The sequence below is a fragment of the Synechococcus sp. MIT S9508 genome, assembly GCF_047303045.1.
Taxonomy (GTDB): Bacteria; Cyanobacteriota; Cyanobacteriia; order PCC-6307; family Cyanobiaceae; genus Synechococcus_C.
The window spans coordinates 796739-819246 of sequence record NZ_CP138941.1 but is presented as its reverse complement, the minus strand read 5'-3'; the positions used below and the strand labels follow the sequence as shown (position 1 = coordinate 819246).

Sequence of the window (22508 nt, the reverse complement as noted above, 5' to 3'; positions counted from 1 at the left end):
GTTACTTGAGAGCAGTGAAGTTGTGATCAACCTCGATCACCAGGCCACCACACCCTGTCATCCCTCAGTGATCCAGGCGATGGAGCCCTGGTGGCGCGAGCAGTGGGGCAATCCATCAAGCCGGCAACATCGGCTTGGCTTGACAGCCGCCGCTGCAATCGGCTCAGCCAGAGAACGCCTTGCGAGCAGCCTGGGAATCAAATCCGAGGAACTGATCTTCACCAGTGGCGCCACCGAAGCCAACAACCTGGCGCTTCTGGGCCATGCCAGGGCTTGCGCGCTGTCCGACAGTGGAGCAGGACATCTGATCAGCGTGGCCAGTGAGCATCACGCGGTGCTCGACCCCCTTCTGCAGCTGAAGCAGGAGGGATTTGAGATCACGTTGTTGACTCCACAAAAGAACGGCCTGATCACGGAACAACAGTTGGAACAGGCCATTCAGTCCAACACCCAGCTGGTCAGTGTGATGGTGGCCAACAACGAGATCGGCGTTATTCAACCGATCCAGGCCCTGAGTGCCATCTGCAGCAGCCACGGCATCACGATGCACACCGATGCGGCCCAGGCCTACGGGCATCTCCCCCTGGATGCCAAAGCACTGGGTTGTGCGTTGATCAGTCTCAGCGCACACAAATTCAATGGACCGAAAGGCATCGGCGCGCTGGTGGTGAGACTTGGCACCCAGCTACAACCGCTTCAGTGGGGTGGAGGACAGGAGCAGGGCCTGCGGGCGGGCACCTTGCCGGTGCCACTGATCATGGGCATGGCTGCTGCAGCCGAGCTGTCATTACACGACCTGGATGAGCGCCAGGCGCGACTGCGGGCTTTGAGAGATCAGCTGTGGGAAGGGCTCAAAGATCGCAATCCAACGATCCAGCTCAACGGGGCGCTGCAACCTCGGCTGGCCCACAACCTCAATCTCACAGTGCCCGACATCTCAGGTAGTCGCCTGCATCGGGCACTGCGATCCCGACTGGCCTGCAGCAGTGGTTCTGCTTGCAGTCGCGGCGAGCCATCTCACGTTCTGCGATCCATTGGCCGAAGCCGTCTAGAGGCGGAAGGGTCATTGCGACTGAGCCTGGGACGCGACACCACAGCGGCAGACATTGACGGAACGATCGAGGTCATCACAACCGCAATTCAGACAATGACCCAGCGCTGAGATCAAAAGACGCGTAACACAACCTCTGGAAAAAAGTGTCAGAGAAGCTACCTTCCGCGCAAGTTCCCCAGTGATTCATGACTGAGACACCGGCCAAGCAGCGGCTCCACGTGCTTCAAGCCATTGAAGACGGATGGAATGCTTTCGCCAGAGCCCCATGGCCTTTGGTGCTGTTCACCCTGTTGGCTGGCAGCGTCTGGATTCTGTTTCAGATCATCGTGCGCGGGGCACACGCCTTAGCGAACGACAGCGTACCCATTGCTTATTTTCTCGTTGTTGCCATTGGCAGCACAGTGATTAGCCTCTGGGGAATCATGGGTCTGATCCGCGGAGCTTGGAAGTCGCTCAATGGAGCCAAGCCTTCGTTCTCTGACTTGGTGCGATGGGACGGCAATGCAGCCGGACGTTTATTCATCAATCAAATCGTTCTTGCCATCATCGTTGCCATCATTGTTTTGGTGCTTCGGTGGCTCACCAATGAATTTTTTGCAGCAAGCACATTCGCCGGCTTCATCCCCCTGATTACAGGGATGGTGATTTTCATCTATCTCTCAGTCAACCAAAAACTTTTGCCTGCTATTGCACTTCTACAAACAGGCAATCCGGTTGAAAACATTCAGAAAGGCCAAAAGATTATTGATGCCACATGGTGGTGGATGCTTTTGCTGTTGATCGTCAACACGATTATTTTGACCGTCGGAATTATTCTCAATGGTGTTGGCCTGCTCGTCGCAAGTCCCGTGGTGATCTGTATCTCGCTGGCTGCTTATCGTCAGTTGTTTGGCACTGATGATCAGACTGGTTTTCTCAACAGTTAAAAACAACTCAAAGCAACAAACGCTGCGACACCCAGCACTGCCAGCAGCAGCTGAGCAAGGCGACTAATCAGAAGCCCTGCCACAACAGCCAGACCCACCACCGATCCCTGACGCAACGCTTCAAGCCACCCCAGATTCCGGGGTGGCTTTGTTGTGACCAAGGTTTCCACCAGCGTTGCTCCAAGCCATGGCCCCAAAAAAGCCCCCAGCAGTGGCCCGCCGAACGGCAGGGCCGGCAGCAAGCCCAGCACGCCGATAAGCAAACCCACACCGGCTCCCGCCGCAGACCAGCGACTGGCCTTCAGACGTGCAGATGCCAATCCAAGAGCAAGAAGATCAGCGATGAGACCCAAGCCGAACAACACAAGCGCCAGAACAAACTCAGGCCAGGCCTGCGCCCAACCCACAGCCGCCATCCAGACAAGGGATCCCACCGGCAACCAAATCAGGCCTGGAAGCAGGGGCAAAAACGAGCCTGGAATCGACAGAAGCTGAACCAGCAGGGCAATCCACCACACCCCATCACTCGTCCAGGCCCAGGTCATGCTTCAGACCTTGGCTCGGGAGGGCTTGACTGGGGGGGGCGGCGGCGGGCAATGCGCAACTTTGCGCTGCGACTGCGCGGATTGAGCTGCTGCTCTGATTCGTCTGCTCTCAATGGCTTCCGAGTGACGCGTTGCAGGCGATCGTCACTGAGAAAGGCCGTCTTCACACGCCGGTCCTCAAGGGAATGAAAACTGATAATTGCCAGCAGGCCATCAGGCTGGAGCCAGTCGGGGGCTTGTTGCAACAAGCGGTCAAGCACCGCCAGCTCATCATTGACCGCAACCCGCAGGGCCTGAAACGTGCGTGTGGCGGGATGAATCCGACCACGGCGGGCCTTGGGTGGATAACAGCCAGCCACCGCATAGGCCAGGGCCGCCGTACCGGCATAGGCTCCGCTGGCGTCCAGATCAGCCTTGATCCTGCGAGCAATCCTCCTCGACAAGCGCTCCTCTCCATAGGCGTAGATCAGATCCGCCAGATCTGATTCGTCCAGCCTTGCAATCAGTTCAGCCGCGGTTTCCCCTCCCCCAACTTGATCCATCCGCATGTCAAGGGGACCATCCAGCCGAAAGCTGAATCCCCGCTGCGCCACATCCAGCTGAGGGCTGCTCACCCCAAGGTCGGCCAGGACCAATGCAACCGGGTGAGGAGGGGTGTAATCAGCGAAATTGGTCGCCACGATCGTGACGCGATCCCCATGATGCTCCAGCCGCTCGGCCGCCGCCAAACGGGCAGATTGATCGTGATCGAGCCCCAGCAGACGCAGCTGTGGGTAGCGATCCAGCAACAAACCGCTATGGCCTCCACCACCCAACGTCGCATCAATGAACACGCCTGACTGGCGCTGTTCACTGAGCTCTGCGGCCAGCGTTTGCATCAACGATTCGGCCAGAACCGGCACATGCATGAAGCCCTGGGCGGTACTGGATGGCAGATCGGGCATGGGTCCTTCCTAAGATCCAACGCACTTGCTCTGCCACGGCCCCATGACGCAAATGGAAACGCGCACGGAGCCGATGGTGGTCAACTTCGGCCCCCACCACCCCTCAATGCATGGGGTGTTGCGCCTTGTGGTGACTCTCGATGGAGAGGATGTTCTCGATTGCGAGCCGGTGATCGGCTACCTCCATCGCGGCATGGAGAAGATTGCCGAAAACCGCACGAACGTCATGTTCGTGCCCTACGTGAGCCGGATGGATTACGCGGCGGGCATGTTTTACGAAGCGATCGTCGTGAACGCCCCTGAAAGACTGGCGAATATTCCTGTTCCGAAGCGGGCCAGTTACATCCGAGTGCTGATGCTGGAACTCAACCGCATCGCCAATCATCTGCTCTGGCTGGGTCCCTTCCTTGCTGATGTCGGCGCACAGACGCCGTTTTTCTACATTTTCCGAGAGCGGGAGATGATCTACGACCTCTGGGAGGCGGCCACCGGTCAACGCCTGATCAACAACAACTACTTCCGCATCGGTGGTGTGGCAGCCGATCTGCCTTGGGGCTGGCTGGAAAAATGTCGCGACTTCTGTGACTGGTTCGGCCCCAAGATTGATGAATACGAAAAGCTAATCACCAACAATCCGATCTTCCGTCGGCGCATTGAGGGGCTAGGTGTGATCGGCAGGGAAGAAGCCATCAACTGGAGCCTTTCCGGCCCGATGCTGAGGGCCTCCGGAGTGCCATGGGACCTGCGCAAGGTTGACCATTACGAGTGCTATGACGACTTCGACTGGGATGTGGTCTGGGAGAAAGAGGGCGACTGCTTCGCCCGTTACAGGGTTCGTGTCGAAGAAATGCGCCAATCCCTCAAGATTCTTCGCCAGGCCTGCGACATGATTCCTGGTGGTCCAACGGAAAACCTGGAGGCCAAACGCATGGCCGAGGGCAAAGACAGCGATTTCGCCGGCTTTGACTACCAGTACGTGGCAAAAAAGGTGGCACCCACGTTCAAGATCCCCAATGGCGAGCTCTATACCCGACTGGAGTCTGGGAAGGGCGAGATTGGCGTGTTCATTCAGGGTAACAACGACGTCACACCCTGGCGCTTCAAGATTCGTGCCGCAGACAGCAACAATCTGCAGATCCTTCCTCACATCCTGAAGGGACACAAGGTTGCCGACATCATGGCGATCCTTGGCTCTATCGACGTGATCATGGGATCCGTCGATCGTTGATCAGCTCAGCCGGCGACGTTCACCTCGACTTATCCAGAGCAGGAGAAGGACCAGCAAAGGCGTCAGAAGATCGGTGTACAGCACGCTGCCGGCATTGGAAGGAGCGTTGTTCTGATCCACTACAAGCGAAGCCACGTGACCAATCCCGTCAGCGAAAAACCAACTGGCGAAAGCCACCATGCTCGCCAAAAGGTAATCACGTTTGCGATACAGGAAACTACTGAAACCGAGGATGCCGATCGTGAGATTGGCGTAAGCCACTTCGTACTGAAAAGGACTGTTGGGCCAACCAATCTGTTCTGCCAGGAACGACCCGAAGACAAGATGCATGATGAATCCATAGACACCTCCCACGCCTAGAACCCAGAACGCGATCCAAAGCAAAGAGGCTTCGGACCAACGGCTGAGAGTCCATTGCTGCCGTGTTTGCAAGGCGCCCAACAACAACGCCAAAAGCAGCGTCCACACGCCCGTATCGGCCAAGAAGAAATGCACCAATCCCCTCATCAACCCCAACCTCTCACTGATCCCAAGGTGACAAGTCCTGGCCAAAGCGACCAGAACGTGAGCTGATGGCAAGGCCCCCTTGGCTCAACCTCAGCAGAACCGTGCGCTTCGGTGATACGGACGCCGCTGGCGTCATGCATTTCCATCAGCTGTTGCGCTGGTGCCATGAGGCATGGGAAGAGAGCCTGGAGCTCTATGGCATTGAAGCCAAAACGGTGTTCCCTGGATGTCGTGACCAGGAACGCTGGCCCGACACTGCACTACCTGTCGTGCAGTGCAGCGCAAGCTTCAACAAAGCAGTGCATGGGGGAGATCAACTGCTGGTTCGACTGACGCCACAACGGATTAATCAGGGATGTTTTGAAGTTCGCAGTCAATTTCTGCTGAACGACCAGGTCGTTGCCAATGGCTTGATCAGACAGCTGGCCATCAATACACAAACGCGCCGATGCTGCCCATTACCAGACGCAATCTCACGCTGGATCGAGGCTGCAGAGATTGGGCAAATCAAAGAACTCTGAGCCAGCCACCGAGCCAACCTCTTGGCCGTAGCGGGGCAAGATCCGCCTAAGCACCCGAGGTCGATGGCGACACAATTGTGACATCGACAAGTTCAAGAATCCGCGCAGAAATCAGCCATCTGCAACGCGAGACGCCGTCAAAGAGCACTGAAAAAAATTGCACCAAAGCTAATTTGTGAGTCATCTCAAATTGGCGATGGATTTGAGAATTCTGATCGTGGCATTACCAATTTTTCTTGCCCTGGGCTGGGCCAGTTACAACATTGGTAGAGCCGCAATCGGTCAGCTTCAGATTGCGATCAAGCAATACAAAACCAATCAAACCTCCTAAAAAGATTTTAATTCCTACATCAGAGCAAACCATTCATCACCTCTTCAATCAGTGGAGTCCTCCTGCAGCATTTTGAAAGTCGCAAGTCTCAAAATTGAGCAGAGATTGCGCAGCTTCGCGATTCGTAAGCCATAGAAGCTGACCAGAATGTTCGACACCTCTGCGGCATTTACAGCACCTTCAGACGTTGAAACGAGGTTTGAAACAGCCTTTGAAAGCTCGGCCGCCTTTACTGCACCGTCTCATCACATCACCTCACCATCAGGCCTAGAGCCTTGCTTGGGCGGAGAACTGAGACTGCAAGCCATCTGGGTCGACGAAAAAGTCTGCGTTGGATGTCGCTATTGCGCCCACGTGGCGACGAACACATTTTTAATGGACCAAGAGACTGGAAAGTGCCGAGCAATTCGCCAGGACGGTGATTCAACCATGGTGATCAACGAAGCAATCGACACCTGCCCAGTGGACTGCATTCACTGGATCAGCTTCGAAGAATTGATTGAAAAGAAAAAGGAAGCAATGGTGAGAGCTGCTTATTAGGCAACTCAGCCCACCACAAAGATACTTGTAAAGACTTTCACCACCCCAACAACAATCAATCCCGAAAGGATCACAAAGGACGGAATGATATATCGGAATGCCTTATCAGAAGGACGCTCATACAGCACTTTCTCTGCGAAAGACTTCGTCGGCCCGAAGTTCAGGTGATCTTCAATCGACATCATCATGTCGTTTGAAATCAACTTTTCTTGCCAGTCATAAGAGTATCGAGGGAACTCCTGATAAACAGGTGCTTCACCCACAGCCCGACCTGGCAAAACTCTTGAAATCTCCAGCGGCACAGTGTCGTAGCCAAACCTCTGCATATACTCCTCACTATTGAGGACTAGATCAACAAAAGACTCAAATCCTTTCTCAGCAATAACAATGGAATAGGTTAATTTCTCGGTATTGTCTCGCACCTTGCGACCCAAGGCCCTGCCGATGACCTGCTCGACAAGGCGATAGTTATTGCTGCAAGCAACATAACCACGCATGAAACGATCTGATAGCAACAGACCGCGGATAAAGTCTCTAACCGTAATTGAACCATTTCTAAGTTGAGACTCAAGATAGCGATCCCTATCGCTACTCATTGCATGAAAATAAATCTGGCGATAACAGCGATTAATCACATCACCAGCGTTATCAACAACATCCCCTTCAATCGAGGGAGCATCAATTGTGCTCACACGTATGTTTTGAGAGGTAGGCCGAAAAGGCCGAAGGGGAACTGGCAACGAAGAAACCCAGTAAAACTCAGAAAAATACCCTAAGAGTTGGTTGATATACCAAGAGGACAAAGCGCAAACTAATTCACAATTCAGGCGCCGATTCAGGGGGTCGGAATAAATTTGATACGCCCATCTGTGGCAAAGAGAACGTACTCCTTTTGTGATTTTTTGCCCGAGCCATTCGCAGAGAGAGGCATCAGCGCATGCTGGATGCTCTGGTCACAGGTCAGACATGGGCCATTGCCACCACAAGCTCAAATCGCTCAACAGGCAAATCCGTCAGTCATGCGACTGAGCTCGCCAGTTCATGACCATCAGCCATGCGGCAGTTTCTCGTGAATGAAATGAAGCAGAACCGACTCAAAAGTGATATTCACAAAGCAATGATTGAGCAAATAAATGCATCATCGAGCTACACATTCAGAATTTCTGAGCTGATGACTGAGCTGATTGATGTGCGCTCAACCAGTTCTGCCAACGCGCACGCTCCCACTTTCCAGCGGCAGAGCATTCCAGTTCCTGGCATTGGATCCAATGCTGAGGACGTTCCGCTGCGGGCCATTCGGACACCAATCTGCGTAAACAGTCGAAAGCGTCCAACGACACATCAGCAGACGACCAGCGAACAAGAGCCACCAGTCGTTCACCCCACTCACGATTGACCAATCCCAGCAACAGCACAGCATCGAGCGGTAGCCCTTGCTTGCGGGCCTCGCGCAGAAGCCTCTGCTCCAGTTGTGAAGGAAACACCGTGACCCCACCTGAATGGATGGCGTCATCGATTCGTCCCAAAAGATGCAGCTGGGGATCCGTTGGTGAGCCTTCAAGTTCCGCCAAATCAGCGGAATGCCACCAACCATTCGCGTCCGACAGCGCACAGAGGCTGCCTGTGCCATCAAGCCTGGCTGTAGCCAAGCGGTCGCAGTGCACGGCCAGAGCTCCCTGCTGATTCAGTCGCAGACGCACACCGTCAAGGGGGCGCCCACAACCACCCGTGCCGGCCAAAAAATCAAGCGGCGCCTGGGCCGTCACCATTGCGGCTGTCTCCGTCGCGCCGTAACAGGGGGCAAGCCTGATGCCCAAGTCGCGCGATTGATCGGCCAGATCGGTTGGCAAGGCTGCACCACCAACCCAAATCACCGCCATCTCAGCCAACCAGGAGCGTCCACAGGGATCAGCCAGTAGCCGCCGCAGTTGGGTGGGCACCAGCGAAAGCAGCATTGGACGCCGCTGCCAGACTGGATGCTGAAGGCTGTGCTTGAGAAGCAAAGCCGGCTGTTTGATCAAAGCGGGGGAGATCCAGGCATGATCTGCGCCCCAGTGACGGGCACGCCACCAAGGCATCAGACCGCTCACGTGCTGAAACGGCAGAGGATTCCAAACCAGAGTTAAGGCTGGCTCCAAGCCGATCGTCTCCAGCCAAGACCCGCAGACATGGGCCGAGCGATCCAGATTCGACAAGGGATGGAGGCAGAGCTGTCGTCCACCGCTGCTGCCTCCGGTAGACAACACCACTCCTGGTCCAGGAGGCCAATCCAGGCCATCAACATCCAGGACTTGTCGCTCCGGCTGAACGTCGGAAGGGAGCAGTCGCACCCAAGCACCCTTGGCCAGGTCTGCCTCGAGAGTCGCAGCAGCCTGACCAGGCTGGGCAGGGTCACAGCGCAGATCCCTCAAACGGCTCATCAGCAGCCCAGCGCAGCCGCAGCCCACACCTGCTCAGGATCAGAGCTGAACAGGCGACCTTCAGGGCACCAACCTGGAGCCAGCCCTGGAGCCACGGGCGTGGGGCCTCGCTGCTGGAGCCCTGCCATCAACGCCAGCCAGCGAAAGCCGATACCCGTTTCGAAGACGGTGCTGAGCATCAGCCGCGGCCGGCCTTCCTGCAACTGGCGCAGCAGGAGTCTGGGATCTCCTTCCAATAGGGGGCGCCGCACCTGCCAGCCCTGCCACTGCTCCCGCAGAGCCGGATGCTTGAGCAGCGACTCATCGAGGGCGACAGGAACCCGCTTCGCCAAATCCTGCAGGCCTTGCAGATCATCCACTGCCAGTGGCTGCTCCAGCCAGTCCAGACGGGGATCTCCCTCCAGAACTCCAGCCCATCGATCCGCCTCAGTCCGATCCCAGCCGGCATTGGCATCCAGACGCAGATGAGCCTCGGGCGGCAGCCGGTCTAGAAGCCTGGATAATAACGACCATTCATGGTCCCAGTTCGTCGCTGCCACCTTCCACTTCACAGTGAGGGGCTCATCCACTGAATGAGTCGCCAGCAATTGGTCCAGCATCGGCAGCATGGCCGGTCCAGCGGGCAGCAGACAGGCCGAACTCGGGGCAGGAAGCCAGGCCTGAACAACGCCATCCAGCTCCGCTAAGGAAGCACCGAGCGCAAAGCCAACTTCAGCCGGCAGCGTCGGCAGCAGTGATTCGAGCTGATCTCGCTCGCACTCCACATCCCCGGAGTTCTGCCATCGCGTTAGAGCCCTTGCACAGACAGGACGGTGTTCTGGATCCAGCGGAGCCACCTCGCCCCAGCCCACCTGACCGGAGATCGCACAGGTCAGACGCAATAACCAACCCTCACGCTGCTGCCAAGCACCTGAAGCGGTCCGCAGTGGACGCAACAGGGAATAGGCATAGGAACGAATCGCCAGCCGCAGCGTCATGGACTTAACCCGGCAGCAGAACAGGGGAGCCAAACCATGGACCCAGGCTTAGACCGATGCTCAGACCGAGGCCATTGAGAGCCTGAAATCGCAACGCCAGAAACTTGCTGCCTGTGATCCGTTCAGGCTCGTGATGATGCGTGCGAAGCAACCGGATCAATGAGGAGGCCGCCGGTAACCCCAAGGCTCCCAACAGAGCGGTGAGTGGCCAGTCGCCATGCAGCACAGGGGCCCATTCCAGAGCGAGGGTGCCTGCAACGAACCACGGCACCAAGGATGCTGCCCGCGCAGTACCCAGGCGCACGACTGGAGACTGCTTGCCATGCGCCGCATCCTGCTCAACCTGATGAAAATGCGAGCAGAACAAGACCAGCGTTGTCGCCAGAGCAGGGCCGGAGCCGAGGACTAAAGCGGTGTCCCAGGGCACGACATCCGTTGAAGGGGCGATGACCAACAACGCAGCTGCAGTGGCGAAAGGACCAAAAGCGAGCCAACACAGCGGTTCACCTAGGCCCTTGTAGCCGAGACGTAAGGGAGGTCCCTGATAGAGATACCCGAGACCACAACTCACCAGCACCAGCATCAGCACTGCAAGACTGCTCCTGAGCGCAATCCACAGAATCAGCATCAGTCCCATAAGCAGAGCAAGCGTGGCCAGATGCTGAACAGGACGTGACCGACCTACCAGCGCCACTACCGAATGGGGCTTGCCCTGATCATCGACGCCGGTCTCGGCATCAAAGAGGTCGTTGCTGAGGTTCTCCCAGATCAGCAGCAGCACCGCTGCCAACAGAAAAACGAAGCCCTGGAGCCAGCGCACCGGAAAGCCTGAACCCAGTCGCCATCCGGCCGCAAGCAGCACGGGCATCACCGCAACGGAGTACATCGGCCACTTGATCGCTGCCTTCCAGAGACGCCGGCGATCGTCGCCGCGGGAGTGAAGGGTTGCAACAGCCTGTTGATCTGGCATGGACTGGACTCGTGGAGCCCTCTTCAAGACTCATACATTTGAGCAGTAATCCATCGTCCTGCCGTCAAGATGTCGGCCGCGCCCCACGACAGTTCACCTGCGGTGCACTTCAGCGACCTGCTGGAGGGTGCCATGCGTGTGTGGGATCAGCGCCAGATGGACGACGGAGTCTTCGGCTTAGCAGTACCGCTGCAGGGGCTGGATCCACTGCTGCAGCTTGCTGATCTCGAGGATGCCGATCCGTTCCGTTTCCTCTGGGATGGTGCACCAGGCATTTGTCTTGCTGCAGCCGGCCGCTGCCATCACCTGGAGATGTCAGGTCCCCGTCGATTTGAACTGGCTCAGCGTTTCAGTGACATCACGCTCGGACGCATCCTCGAGGGAACGCCTGAAGCACCGGCTCAGGCCCGCTCCCGCATCCTGCTGGCCTTCTCCTTCTTCGAGCAGAGCGGAGAACTCCAGCCACAGGGCAGCATGCCCTCGGTTCAGGCCGTTCTGCCTCGCTGGCAACTCAGTCGTCATGGACGGCACGGCTGGCTGCGTCTGCACGGCATTGCGCAACAGATGAGTGATGTGCGCTCACTCGCAGAGTCGCTCTGGCTGATGGCAGAGAAGCTGCAGTCTTGGAGGAGCTGGCCAGGCCAGAGCTCAGGCAATCTGAGCGGCAGGATCATACCCGGCGACTGGGAACGGCGCTACACCACGGCGCTTCAGAGAGGCCTGGAACTGGTGAACGGGGGTGAACTGCACAAGCTGGTTCTCGCCGTGCGCCACTCGGTGAGCCTGACCTCACCCCTGGACCCCTTGCTGTTGCTGAAACGCCTGCGCTACCAGCAAGCAGGCAGCTGCCGGTTCCTATGGCAGCGCAACCAGCAGGACAGCTTCTTCGGCGCTTCACCTGAGCGACTGCTGAGCTTGCGCAATGGGCAGCTGCGTTGCGATGCGCTTGCCGGCACTGCCGGACGCAACGACCACGCCACCTCGCTGCTCAACTCCGACAAAGACCGGCGCGAGCATGAACTGGTGGTCAAGGCGATCACCGAGCATCTCACTGCTCAAGGACTGCAGCCACGGCGTCCGCGCAGTCCGCAACTGGCCAGACACGGGCAACTGATCCATCTGCATACCCCTATCACGACTCCAGCTCCTGGCCAATCACCCCTTGCTCTGGCTGGAGTGCTCCATCCGACTCCGGCTGTGGCAGGCCTGCCCAGACGCGAGGCCATGAGCTGGTTGCGCAGCCTTGAGCCATTCGATCGCGATGGCTATGCAGCACCGATCGGCTGGATCGACTGCGCTGGGGATGCGGAACTACGTGTGGCCATCCGCTGCGGTCATGCCCGCGGCACCCAGCTCGACCTCACGGCCGGAGCTGGACTGGTGCGCGGGTCGGTGGCCGAACGTGAACTGCAGGAAGTGGGGCTCAAGCTCACCGTCCTCGCCGATCAGCTTGATCTGGTGTCAGGGGGTCGGCAAGGAGCGCAGTCGCCAATCCATTGATGACTGCTCAAGCACATGACCGAAGGGTTCCACGCGCCCGCCGATGTGGTGATGGAGAAAGTGCTCCTCTAACGCTGCCCAGGCCAAAGCATTACGGGGATTGGCCCAGCCATGCCCCTCATCAGGAAACACAACAAAATCAATTGGCAGTTTGCGAGCCGTCATTGCAGCGGCGATGGATTCACTCTCCTGCAAACTCACCCGCGGATCATTGGCTCCGTGACCCAACAGAAGAGGGCGTTGAATCTGATCCACATGATTGATCGGAGAAATGGCATCGAGGTCCACACTGCCGACACCAATCATGCGTTCAAAATTGATGCGAATGGCTTCCCAATAAGGAGGAATCGCTGCCAACAATGTGCGGAGATTGGAGGGTCCGACTTCTGAAACCGCTGCGGCAAACAAAGTTGGATCACGCGTCAATCCAGCCAAAGCGGCATAGCCGCCATAGGACCCGCCCTTGATCACCAGTTTGTCAGGGTCAGCAATGCCCTGATCCACAGCCCAGCGAACGGCATCAACAAGATCATCCTGCATCCGGGCGTACCACTCACCTTCTCCTGCCAGCAGGTGAGCCTTTCCGAAACCAGTACTGCCGCGATAGTTCACACTCATCACGTGATAGCCCCGGTTAGCAAGCCACTGATGGGTGCGATCTAAACCCCAATAATCTCTGGCCTGAGGGCCACCATGAACGACGAGAACAAGAGGCTGCGGCCCATCGCTGGAGAGAGCACTGCGCGTTAAATACGCCGGAATCCGCCGGCCATCCCGGGCCTTGAGGTCGAGGCTTTCCATCGACGCCAGGGTGTAATCGTCCAGTCTTGGCTGAACTGAAAACAACAGTTGATGCTGACGGCGATCCCGATCCCAGAGCCAGATTTGCTCGCCCTGACGATCGGAAGCGACCACAACCAACCAGAGCCGATCCTTCCTGTCGCGATCGAACACCGAGAACTCATTGGAGCCCGCCAAACGTTCTAAGGCGTCGTAATCAGAGCGCAGCGAAGAATCCAAAACGAAACGCTGACTGCGCAGATCCGTTTCGACCAGCACCGAGGGTTCGCCAGTCTCGATTTGACTCAACGCGATGCCTAACGCTCCACTTGTTGCACGGTGCACGACTTCAAAACCACAGTCGGTCGTGCAGCGCTCCAGCTCCTGACGACTCCAACGCACAAGTCGAGGTTTGTCTGCTCCCGTGCTCAGTTGCCCATACAGCCACTGACCATCACGGGTAAACCCTGCTGGCCCAGATAAGCGAGCATCTTCGAAATCGAATTTGAGAAAGGGTCGCCACTCCTTCTCACCAGGCAAGCGAAGCTCGTAGGCCTGGCCGCCATTGGCCAAGGCTTCGGTGCGCAGATAGGGATGCCACTCACCATTGAGGCGATCGACTCCAACTGGTCGACCGTCATCCACTTGATAAAGCAGTTTGCGCGCTCCACTGGCAATATCGAGCACATAAAGATCGTGATAGCGAGGATCACGATCATTGAGGCCAACCACCAATTCACCAGGTACATCGCGGTCTGAGGCAGTGACAACCGCCAAGACACCAGATGTTGGGGTGAGATCAACCGACTCCCCTGTGCGAGGGTCAATTCGCACCAGCACAGTGTTTTCATCCCCTTGTGCATCTCTGCTAGAGATCAGAAAGCGCCCATCAGCAGTCCAATCGGCAGCCTGTTGCGGCCGATCAGTCTTCCGAGTCAGCAGATGGGGCTCTTCACGACCATCCAGATCACGGACCCAGAGGTTGAGGACTCCTCGGTAAGGAGCGAGGTAGGCAATGCGGGTGCCATCAGGGCTGAGTTGAACCCCGGCAATCTCCGGATTGCCGAACAACACCTCACGTGGAATCAGCGGCGGTGTGGAGCTGGCATCCATCGCTTGACCGGAGATGGTCAGGCTTCCGGCCAGACCCACCAACAGAGCTGTTCCCCAACGCAGACCTCTTTTCAGCAAAACCTTTCCTGATGACCAGACCCCAATTTTGAACGCTCAAAGCAGGTCGCGCAGACGCGCGATCACCTGATCAGCAAGAGGCTGGCTCATCAGTCGTTCCACCTCTCGGATTCCAGTGGGACTGGTGACGTTGATCTCGCTCAGCATGCCGCCGATCACATCGATGCCCACAAAAAACAGGCCTTCTGCCCTCAGAGCAGGCGCCAGGGCTGAACAAATCTGGCGTTCCCGCTCACTGAGTTCCGTCGCTTCCGCTTGACCGCCAACCGCAAGATTGCTGCGAAATTCTCCATCGGCTGGCCGCCGATTGATGGCACCCAGCGGATCACCATCCACCAACAAGATGCGCTTGTCGCCCTCACTCACAGAAGGAAGAAAACACTGAGCCATCACGGGCAGACGTTCCTGCTCTGTGACCAATTCCAGAAGAGCCTTGAGCCCAGGAGCCTGGGACGAGACCCGGATCACTCCCAAACCTGCACGACCTCCCAGGGGTTTGAGCACAATCTCGCTGTGCGCTTGAGCAAACGACTTCAGCTCACTCACCCTGCCGGAGACGAGGGTGGGGGCCATCCAGCGACTGAAGCGCAGAGCGCCGAGCTTTTCATTCCAAGTGCGCAGCGAATCGGGGCGGTTGAGAACACGAACCCCAGCCCGTTCTGCGACATCGAGAAGATGGGTGGCGTAGAGATAGGCCTCATCCACCGGAGGGTCCTGACGCATCCAGATCACCTGGAACGTGGCCAGCGGCAGCCGTTCACGCTCGCCGGCAGTGATCCAGGGCTCAGGCTGAACCGGCATGGCCATCGCCAGAGGTTCATCACCAAGCGCGATCAGATCAGCCGGAGTACAAGCCCAGACCTCCAGCTCAGATCTGGCGGCGGCCTGCATCAGCGCAGCGGTGGAATCCTTGGCGGGATTGATCCGATCCAGCGGATCCAGCACAAACAGGTGACGCATGAGCAGCGGTCGGGTCAGAGAACTCAGGTGAGCAGCGCGTCAAGTTCACCGGCCCGCTCGAGAGCATGCAGTTCATCACAACCACCAATGTGTTGGTCGTCGATGAAGATCTGAGGAACGCTGCGGCGGCCATCGCCTCGGGCCGCCATGGCATCGCGAGCCGGCTCATCACCATCAACGGAAAACTCGGAGTAGGAGACGCCCTTGCGATCCAACAGCTGTTTGGCTCTGATGCAGAAAGGGCACGTCTGCCAGGTGTAAATCTCGACGCTCGGCATGGAGCCCTCATTACGGGACATCGATCTTATGCAGGCGCTCAGCCTGCAAACGGTGGGTGACCTGAGCATCCCGAACGAGAGGAACCAAGATTCCGCACTGATAAGGTCGCGAAATCCGTTCAACGCACACCGTTGCTCGACCTCACCGACTTCAAGCGCGACCTCTCCGAGCTCACTGATCGCCTGGGCAATGCCCAGGACTGTCTTTGACGTTCCTGCACTGAACGCCAGACAACAAGACCTTGAGCAACTTGCTGCCCAGCCTGACTTCTGGGATGACCAACAAAACGCTCAGAAGCAAATGCGACGCCTCGATGAGGTGAAGGCACAGCTGCTGCAGTTAACGACCTGGCAGGGAGCTGTCTCCGATGCCCAGGCCACGCTCGAGCTCTATGACCTGGAGGCCGATGACGACATGCTCGCCGAGGCCCAGGGGGGCCTTGACCAACTGCGCAAAGATCTCGATCGATGGGAGCTGGAGCGCCTGCTCAGCGGTGAGTACGACAAAGAAGGAGCCGTGCTCTCGATCAATGCCGGAGCCGGCGGCACGGATGCACAGGACTGGGCCCAAATGCTGCTGCGCATGTACACCCGGTGGGCCGAAGACCATGACATGAAAGTCACGGTGAATGAGCTCAGCGAGGGCGAGGAAGCAGGAATCAAGAGTGCCACGATCGAAATCGAAGGGCGCTACGCCTATGGGTACCTGCGCAATGAGAAAGGCACCCATCGCCTGGTGCGCATCTCTCCCTTCAACGCCAACGACAAGCGCCAGACCAGTTTCACAGGTATCGAGGTGATGCCGAAACTCGAGGAGGAAGTTGAGCTCGATATTCCCGAGAAAGACCTGGAGGTCACTACCAGCCGCTCGGGCGGAGCCGGTGGACAGAACGTCAACAAAGTGGAAACCGCCGTGCGCATCCTGCACATCCCCACAGGACTGGCTGTGCGCTGCACCCAGGAGCGCTCCCAGCTGCAGAACAAGGAGAAGGCCATGGCCCAGCTCAAGGCCAAGCTGCTGGTGATCGCCCAAGAACAACGGGCCGCAGAGATCGCCGACATTCGAGGCGACATCGTGGAGGCCGCCTGGGGCAATCAGATCCGCAACTATGTCTTTCACCCGTATCAGATGGTCAAGGACCTGCGCACCCAGGAGGAGACCAACGATGTGCAGGGCGTGATGAACGGCGATCTCGACCCCTTCATCCAGGCGCTGCTGCGCCAAGGTGTCGACAGCCCAGGACAGGATGAGGACAGCTGACCATGAGTTCAAAGGCCGACGGCATCGAGACTTCGACCGACAGCACCCCGACCACGCCACCGCCCAGCTTCGTGAAGCAGGCGATGCGCAACATGGTCCGCAAAGGCAGCAAGAGCCTGTTTCATCTCGGACTCACGGCCGCAGGGTTCATCGGCTTCATTCTTGTGGTCGCCTGGCTGGGGCGTCCAACGCTGCCCCAGTGAGCAGCGCACGGGCTTTTGCCATCGATCTGGCCTTCACTCCAGCGGAACAGCAGCTGATCCAGGCCGCAGAAGGAACGGAAGCCCATCAGCGTCTCAGCCAGGGAGACACCTGGGCCGCAACCCTGGATCTCTGGCTGCAACACCTGATCAGCACCGGTGGCGACACCACTCCCAGACAATTGTTGGACTGCGAGGAAATTTGTCTAGGTCTGCAGTTTGTGGATGATGCCGAGATCACCGCTTTGAACGGACGCTGGAGAGACAAGCCCAGAGCCACCGATGTGTTGTCTTTTTCAGCACTAGAAGCGGACATGCCCCCTGACGGCAGCCCCAGCGTTGAGCTGGGAGACATCATCGTGTCTGTCCCAACTGCAGAGCGTCAGGCTCGTGAGCAGGAGCACAGTCTGGAACGAGAGCTCTGCTGGCTGGTGAGCCATGGGCTGCTGCATCTGCTGGGATGGGATCATCCCGATGATTCGAAGCTGGAAGCGATGCTGCAATGCCAGGAGCAACTGGTTGCCATGGCCGGTATCGTTCAATCCCACGGTGAGATCAACTGTGAATCAACAGATGAAATCACTCCGGACCCCTGACGATGGAGCTCCGTTGAGCGAGGAGATCAGCCAGCGCAGTACCCGACGTGCCCACCACGCTGCCCACAGAGGAGCTTGGAAAATCGCTGGCGACCTGCCGTCCAGCTTCCGCTATGCGGCTCAGGGACTGGGTTACGGCTTTATCAGCCAACGCAACTTCCGCATCCACCTGGGGATCGGCAGCGTTGTGTTCTTCCTGGGCCTGTGGCTTGAGTTACCAGCGATTCAGCTGGCCGTGCTGGTCTTGACTGTGGCGGCCGTACTGGTGCTTGAGCTGCTCAATACAGCCATCGAATCTGTGGTGGATCTGGCCATCGGTCGACGCTTCCACCCTCTGGCCAAAGTCGCCAAGGACTGCGCTGCAGCAGCGGTTCTGGTGGCAGCCATCAGTTCTCTGGTGATTGCTCTGCTGCTGGTGCTTCCCCCCCTGATTCTTCGCCTTGGCCTCTAAGCGATGCTGCTTGTCATCGACAACTACGACAGCTTCACCTTCAACCTGGTGCAGTACTTCGGGGAATTAGCGGCTCAGCACCCTCTAGCCGAGGATCTGCGCGTGGAACGCAACGACGCGCTCAGCGTTGCCCAGATCCGCGACCTCAGTCCCGATGCCATCCTGTTGTCGCCTGGACCAGGAGATCCTGACCAAGCGGGGGTCTGCCTGGATGTGCTGAAGGAGTTATCACCCAACATTCCCACTCTGGGTGTCTGCCTGGGCCATCAGGCTCTGGCTCAGGCCTACGGAGGCAAGGTGGTGCGGGCGGCAGAACTAATGCATGGCAAAACTTCCCCGGTGTTGCATCGCGGTGAAGGCGTCTTCGCGGGACTGCCCCAGCCCCTCACCGCCACCCGCTATCACAGCTTGATTGCTGATCGCAGCAGTCTTCCGGACTGCCTGGAAGTCACTGCATGGCTGGAGGACGACACCGTGATGGGACTGCGTCATCGTGAGCATCACCATCTCCAGGGCGTGCAGTTCCATCCGGAAAGCGTGCTGACGGAGGCAGGGCACAAGCTGCTGGCCAACTTCCTACGCGTGGCTGAAGGACGCATTCAGCACTGCTAGCTTCCTGAGCCAGCAGGCATTCCCCCATGACCGTTTTCCTGAACAGACAGGTTCCTGGGCGGGCCATCGTCTTCCTGGCCGCATCCGCCATGGTGAGCGGAATCAGCGGCAGCGCTGTGCAGGCCGCAGGCGTTTCAATCACCAGCTATGGGCACAGCGCTCTGCTGATTCGTGGCGGCGGCCAGTCGGTGCTGGTGAACCCCTTCCGGGCCGTGGGCTGCGCTGCGGGACTCGCCGAACCACGCGTCAGCGCCAACGTAACCCTTGCCAGCTCCGAACTCCCTGATGAAGGCGCGCGGATTGGTGGTGGGACCTACCTCTCCAAGCCGGGTTCCTATCGCGTTGGCGGCATGGACCTGGAGGGATTTTCCGCTCCGCATGACCGCATGGGAGGACGTCGTTTCGGCAACGCCACGATCTGGCGCTGGCAGCAGGGAGGCTTGAGCTTTGCCCATCTGGGAGGGACAGCAGCCCCACTCAGCGGTGAAGACAGGGTGCTGTTGGGTCGCCCTGATGTGCTGATCATCGGGGTTGGAGGCGGAGCAAAGGTGTACGACGGCGAAGAAGCCGCCGATGTGGTGAGGCAGCTGAATCCACGCCGGGTCATCCCCGTGCAATACGTGAATGGTGAGGCTCCGAGCGGCTGCGACCAAGGTGGGGTTCAGCCCTTTCTGGATGCGATGAGCGGTACACAGGTTCGAAAGGCTGGACCCAGCCTCTCGCTGCCTAGCAACCTGAACGAAAGCACAGTGATCGAGGTGATGCGCTGAGTGTCCGCTCAGCGCTCAAGCTTTCGGTAACACTCCCAGAACCTCTGCATTTGCGCATGGGTGCCGATGCTCACGCGCAGAGATCCATCGAGCTGCGGCTTGCCGGCCATGGAGCGCACCAGGATGCCGGAGCTGCGCAGCTTCTGCTCCACCTCTTCGGCCGATCGCCGCGGCCATACCAGCAGGTAGTTACCTCCGTCGCAATGGAAGGCGGAACCAGATTGCGTTAACTGAGTTACGAGATAGTCGCGAGCGCATAACACCTCGGCCACATAGTGATCGGTGTAGGCCTGGTCAGACAGAGCAGCGAAAGCCGCCGTCACGGCAAGGCTGTTCACGTCGTAGGGACCGGTCACGCGGCAGACCCGATCGACCACATCGGCATGCCCGAACGCGAAACCGATACGCAAGCCCGCGAGTCCAGACGTCTTGGCGAGGGAACGCAGCACCAACAGATTGGAATGCAGCCCGAAATCGACCGTCGGCAACACACTGTCTCCCGTGAAGGCCTCATAGAGCTCATCCACCACCACGAGCGTGTCGGGCGCGGACGCCGCCAACTCCAGCACATGCTCCACCGACAACCGCGTACCAGTGGGGTTGTTGGGATTGCAGAGCATCAGAATCCGTGGTCGTCGCTCAAGAGCGTCACGGATCCGCTGCAGCGGAAAGCGAAAACCTGGCAGGACATGGGGCACTGCTTCGACGACCATCCCCTGCATCCCGGCGCAAGGGGCGTAATAACCAAAGGTGGGACTTGTGGTGAGCAGGGTGTCTCCAGGGGAGCCATAGGCGTGAATCACCGCATGAATCGCTGCATCCACACCGTTGAAGAGCCCCACCTGTTCGATGGACAGGGGATAGGCCAGCCCGGCCGGAGACGCCTGCAGGTTGGCGATCACGGCCTCACGCAACCCGTCGTATTCCGGATAGACCGCAATCTGATCCGCCGGAAAGGCCCGCAGCGCCTCAGCAACCGCCGGGCTGGGGCCAATCGTGTTCTCGTTGAAATCAAGCCGAAGCAAACCACGGCGCCCTTCCAGCGGTGCGCTGTAACCCTTGAGGCGCTCAACATCAGGGCGTGCTGAAGGCGAAGGAATCGGTGCGGTCATACCCATCAACCTTGCCAACGAAGGTCAACCAACAAGCTATCGACCTCCATCTCATCCCAACAGTCGTGGCAATCATGCCGATGATGGGAACACTGCAGTCAACGGCCTGATGCCAGCCAGCTCGAGCGCATCCTCCTCAACCGACACATTCGCCGCGTTCGCGAAACACGTCGATTACTCCTTGCTGAGCCAACTCACACCGGATCCCGAAGCCACCGTCAACGGACACGATCACCAGGTGCGTCAGGTGCGATCTGGGCACTACGTGCCGGTTACACCAACACCTCTGCCAGCACCGCAGTACGTGGCACACAGCAACGAGCTGTTCAAAGAACTGGGACTCAGTGATCAGTTGGCACAGGATGACAGCTTCCGGCGATTGTTCTCCGGCGACATCAGCGTGAGTCGCGAGCCGATGCTCCCCTATGGATGGGCCACCGGTTATGCCTTGTCGATCTACGGCACTGAATACGATCAGCAATGTCCATTCGGCAATGGCAACGGATACGGCGACGGTCGTGCCATTTCCGTATTCGAGGGTCTCTTCCAGGAACGTCGCTGGGAACTGCAGCTGAAGGGCGGTGGACCAACGCCCTATTGCCGTGGCGCTGACGGTCGTGCCGTGCTGCGCTCCAGCGTGCGCGAATTTCTGGCCCAAGAGTTCATGCATGCACTGGGAGTTCCAAGCTCACGCTCCCTGACCCTCTACGTCTCCCATGCCGAGACCGTACGTCGGCCCTGGTATTCGGATCAGTCTCGATCCATGGATCCTGATGTGCTGGTGGAGAACCCTGCAGCGATCACCACACGAGTGGCTCCATCATTTCTGCGAGTGGGTCAACTCGAGCTGTTTGCCAGACGCACCCGCAACAAGAGCCACCCCAAGGCATTGAGTGAGCTGCAGATGATCGTGGAGCACCTCATCGATCGGAATTACCACGCGGAGATCGAGCCATCGTTGCCATTCAACGAGCAGGTGGTGGAGTTGGCCAGGTTGTTCCGCGGACGCCTAACGGCAATGGTTGCTGACTGGATCCGTGTGGGGTACTGCCAGGGCAACTTCAACAGTGACAACTGCGCTGCCGGAGGGTTCACCCTTGATTACGGACCCTTCGGATTCTGCGAACTGTTCGACCCACGCTTTCAGCCCTGGACCGGTGGCGGCATGCATTTCGCCTTCTTCAATCAGCCGGCGGCGGCAGGCAAGAACTATCAGACGTTCGTGTCAGCCCTGAAACCGTTACTACAGGATCACCCGGAAGCCATGACTCGCCTCGAGAGCCTTGAGGAGGGTTTTAAAGCCGCGATGCAGGAGGCTCTCGACAGCATGTGGCAACGCAAGCTTGGCCTTGCCGACCACTCCCCAGAACTGGTGAGAGAGCTCCTGCAGTTATGCGTCGACTCAGCCGCGGACTACACGATGGTGTTCCGAGAGCTCTCAGCCATCCCTGAACAGGTAGCTGCCCTGAAGCGGAGCTTTTATCGACCCAGCGATCACCAGATTGATCAACGCTGGATGAATTGGTTGCAACGGTGGCGACATCAACTGGAACTCAACTGCGACCTGAGCGAGACATCCAGATCCATGCAGCTCACCAATCCCGCCATCACATGGCGTGAATGGCTGATTGCACCGGCTTATGAACAAGCAGCCCATGGTGACTACAGCCTGGTGCATGAGCTGCAGCAGGTCTTCGCCAAACCCTATGATTCCTTGCTTTTGGAATTAGCGGCCCGCTACGACCAACTGAAACCTGAGGAATTCTTCAACGCCGGAGGCATCTCGCACTACAGCTGTTCCTCATGAGCCACGGTCAAGCCAGGCATGCAGCGT

25 protein-coding genes are annotated in these 22508 nt (G+C 58.2%); 14 read left to right on the top strand and 11 right to left on the bottom strand.

Features of this window, described 5'->3' with window-relative positions:
• Nucleotides 1-22 precede the first annotated feature (22 nt).
• Nucleotides 23-1162 carry a cysteine desulfurase family protein gene (locus SIB42_RS04080; RefSeq protein WP_067096203.1) on the top strand — a complete coding sequence of 380 codons (1140 nt, stop codon included), beginning with the start codon at nt 23-25 and terminating at the stop codon, nt 1160-1162.
• 167 nt (nt 1163-1329) lie between these two features.
• A complete protein-coding gene (locus SIB42_RS04075; RefSeq protein ID WP_413328438.1) occupies nt 1330-1980 on the top strand; it encodes a hypothetical protein in 651 nt (216 codons plus the stop codon).
• On the opposite strand, the gene SIB42_RS04070 is transcribed toward SIB42_RS04075, so the two are convergent.
• Together SIB42_RS04070 and rsmH are read right to left on the bottom strand one after the other, a co-directional pair.
• A complete protein-coding gene (locus tag SIB42_RS04070) occupies nt 1977-2525 on the bottom strand; it encodes a DUF456 domain-containing protein (protein WP_067096197.1) in 549 nt (182 codons plus the stop codon). The genes SIB42_RS04075 and SIB42_RS04070 overlap by 4 nt on opposite strands.
• On the bottom strand, nt 2522-3469 hold the full coding sequence (rsmH, locus tag SIB42_RS04065; RefSeq protein ID WP_067096194.1) for a 16S rRNA (cytosine(1402)-N(4))-methyltransferase RsmH: 948 nt from the start codon (nt 3467-3469) through the stop codon (nt 2522-2524). The genes SIB42_RS04070 and rsmH overlap by 4 nt, the downstream gene beginning before the upstream one ends.
• A gap of 43 nt (nt 3470-3512) precedes the next feature.
• Between rsmH and SIB42_RS04060 the strand changes: the two genes are divergently transcribed.
• A complete protein-coding gene (locus SIB42_RS04060; protein WP_067096192.1) occupies nt 3513-4697 on the top strand; it encodes an NAD(P)H-quinone oxidoreductase subunit H in 1185 nt (394 codons plus the stop codon).
• Here SIB42_RS04060 and SIB42_RS04055 read toward each other — a convergent pair whose 3' ends face one another.
• Complete coding sequence (locus tag SIB42_RS04055) at nt 4698-5180, bottom strand: DUF6790 family protein (RefSeq protein ID WP_413328436.1); 483 nt, start codon at nt 5178-5180, stop codon at nt 4698-4700.
• Between the two features lie 89 nt (nt 5181-5269).
• Here SIB42_RS04055 and SIB42_RS04050 point away from each other — a divergent pair, with 89 nt between their 5' ends.
• The 3 genes from SIB42_RS04050 (at nt 5270) to SIB42_RS04040 (ending at nt 6596) form a co-directional block, all read left to right on the top strand.
• Entirely contained in the window at nt 5270-5725 is a 456-nt protein-coding gene (locus SIB42_RS04050) for an acyl-CoA thioesterase (protein ID WP_067096189.1), read from the top strand.
• A gap of 196 nt (nt 5726-5921) precedes the next feature.
• A complete protein-coding gene (locus SIB42_RS04045; protein ID WP_067096336.1) occupies nt 5922-6056 on the top strand; it encodes a photosystem II protein Y in 135 nt (44 codons plus the stop codon).
• A gap of 147 nt (nt 6057-6203) precedes the next feature.
• A complete protein-coding gene (locus SIB42_RS04040; protein ID WP_082825063.1) occupies nt 6204-6596 on the top strand; it encodes a ferredoxin in 393 nt (130 codons plus the stop codon).
• 5 nt (nt 6597-6601) lie between these two features.
• Here the strand turns inward: SIB42_RS04040 and SIB42_RS04035 are convergent, their stop codons facing one another.
• The 4 genes from SIB42_RS04035 to menA all read right to left on the bottom strand — a co-directional run bounded on the left by SIB42_RS04035 (nt 6602) and on the right by menA (nt 10963).
• Nucleotides 6602-7288, bottom strand: coding sequence for a phycobilisome rod-core linker polypeptide (locus SIB42_RS04035; protein ID WP_231856438.1), 687 nt, complete (start codon nt 7286-7288; stop codon nt 6602-6604).
• Between the two features lie 462 nt (nt 7289-7750).
• Nucleotides 7751-9016 carry an AMP-binding protein gene (locus tag SIB42_RS04030; RefSeq protein ID WP_067096326.1) on the bottom strand — a complete coding sequence of 422 codons (1266 nt, stop codon included), beginning with the start codon at nt 9014-9016 and terminating at the stop codon, nt 7751-7753.
• Nucleotides 9016-9993, bottom strand: coding sequence for an o-succinylbenzoate synthase (locus SIB42_RS04025; protein WP_067096186.1), 978 nt, complete (start codon nt 9991-9993; stop codon nt 9016-9018). The genes SIB42_RS04030 and SIB42_RS04025 overlap by 1 nt, the downstream gene beginning before the upstream one ends.
• A 4-nt stretch (nt 9994-9997) precedes the next feature.
• Nucleotides 9998-10963, bottom strand: coding sequence for a 2-carboxy-1,4-naphthoquinone phytyltransferase (menA, locus tag SIB42_RS04020; RefSeq protein ID WP_067096183.1), 966 nt, complete (start codon nt 10961-10963; stop codon nt 9998-10000).
• Nucleotides 10964-11032: 69 nt separating this feature from the next.
• On the opposite strand from menA, the gene SIB42_RS04015 reads away from it, so the two are divergent.
• Nucleotides 11033-12463 (top strand): isochorismate synthase MenF, encoded by a 1431-nt coding sequence (locus SIB42_RS04015; protein WP_067096180.1) that lies wholly within the window; start codon nt 11033-11035, stop codon nt 12461-12463.
• On the opposite strand, the gene SIB42_RS04010 is transcribed toward SIB42_RS04015, so the two are convergent.
• The 3 genes from SIB42_RS04010 to grxC are packed head-to-tail and all read right to left on the bottom strand — an operon-like array spanning nt 12425 to nt 15672.
• A complete protein-coding gene (locus SIB42_RS04010) occupies nt 12425-14434 on the bottom strand; it encodes a S9 family peptidase (protein ID WP_067096177.1) in 2010 nt (669 codons plus the stop codon). The genes SIB42_RS04015 and SIB42_RS04010 overlap by 39 nt on opposite strands.
• 36 nt (nt 14435-14470) lie before the next feature.
• The gene (gene gshB / locus SIB42_RS04005) at nt 14471-15394 is read right to left on the bottom strand and encodes a glutathione synthase (RefSeq protein WP_067096175.1); all 924 of its coding nucleotides are present in this window, start codon (nt 15392-15394) and stop codon (nt 14471-14473) included.
• Nucleotides 15395-15417: 23 nt separating this feature from the next.
• On the bottom strand, nt 15418-15672 hold the full coding sequence (gene grxC, locus SIB42_RS04000) for a glutaredoxin 3 (protein WP_067096172.1): 255 nt from the start codon (nt 15670-15672) through the stop codon (nt 15418-15420).
• A gap of 132 nt (nt 15673-15804) precedes the next feature.
• Between grxC and prfB the strand changes: the two genes are divergently transcribed.
• From prfB to SIB42_RS03970, 6 genes are all read left to right on the top strand, one after another.
• Nucleotides 15805-16933 (top strand): peptide chain release factor 2 gene (prfB, locus tag SIB42_RS03995; RefSeq protein ID WP_156485212.1). Its coding sequence is split into 2 segments (ribosomal slippage): nt 15805-15879 and nt 15881-16933, totalling 1128 coding nucleotides; the frame shifts between segments, so codons are not numbered across the junction.
• Between the two features lie 2 nt (nt 16934-16935).
• Nucleotides 16936-17136, top strand: coding sequence for a DUF3285 domain-containing protein (locus tag SIB42_RS03990; protein WP_067096167.1), 201 nt, complete (start codon nt 16936-16938; stop codon nt 17134-17136).
• Nucleotides 17133-17729 carry an rRNA maturation RNase YbeY gene (ybeY, locus tag SIB42_RS03985; RefSeq protein WP_067096164.1) on the top strand — a complete coding sequence of 199 codons (597 nt, stop codon included), beginning with the start codon at nt 17133-17135 and terminating at the stop codon, nt 17727-17729. The genes SIB42_RS03990 and ybeY overlap by 4 nt, the downstream gene beginning before the upstream one ends.
• On the top strand, nt 17707-18180 hold the full coding sequence (locus SIB42_RS03980) for a diacylglycerol kinase family protein (protein ID WP_067096161.1): 474 nt from the start codon (nt 17707-17709) through the stop codon (nt 18178-18180). Before ybeY ends, SIB42_RS03980 begins: the two co-directional genes overlap by 23 nt.
• Before the next feature lie 3 nt (nt 18181-18183).
• On the top strand, nt 18184-18792 hold the full coding sequence (locus tag SIB42_RS03975; RefSeq protein ID WP_067096158.1) for an anthranilate synthase component II: 609 nt from the start codon (nt 18184-18186) through the stop codon (nt 18790-18792).
• A gap of 89 nt (nt 18793-18881) precedes the next feature.
• Complete coding sequence (locus SIB42_RS03970) at nt 18882-19562, top strand: MBL fold metallo-hydrolase (protein WP_231856442.1); 681 nt, start codon at nt 18882-18884, stop codon at nt 19560-19562.
• Nucleotides 19563-19570: 8 nt separating this feature from the next.
• Here the strand turns inward: SIB42_RS03970 and SIB42_RS03965 are convergent, their stop codons facing one another.
• The gene (locus SIB42_RS03965; protein WP_156485213.1) at nt 19571-20674 is read right to left on the bottom strand and encodes a pyridoxal phosphate-dependent aminotransferase; all 1104 of its coding nucleotides are present in this window, start codon (nt 20672-20674) and stop codon (nt 19571-19573) included.
• A gap of 109 nt (nt 20675-20783) precedes the next feature.
• Between SIB42_RS03965 and SIB42_RS03960 the strand changes: the two genes are divergently transcribed.
• Nucleotides 20784-22481 (top strand): protein adenylyltransferase SelO family protein, encoded by a 1698-nt coding sequence (locus SIB42_RS03960; RefSeq protein WP_067096148.1) that lies wholly within the window; start codon nt 20784-20786, stop codon nt 22479-22481.
• Nucleotides 22482-22508 lie beyond the last annotated feature (27 nt).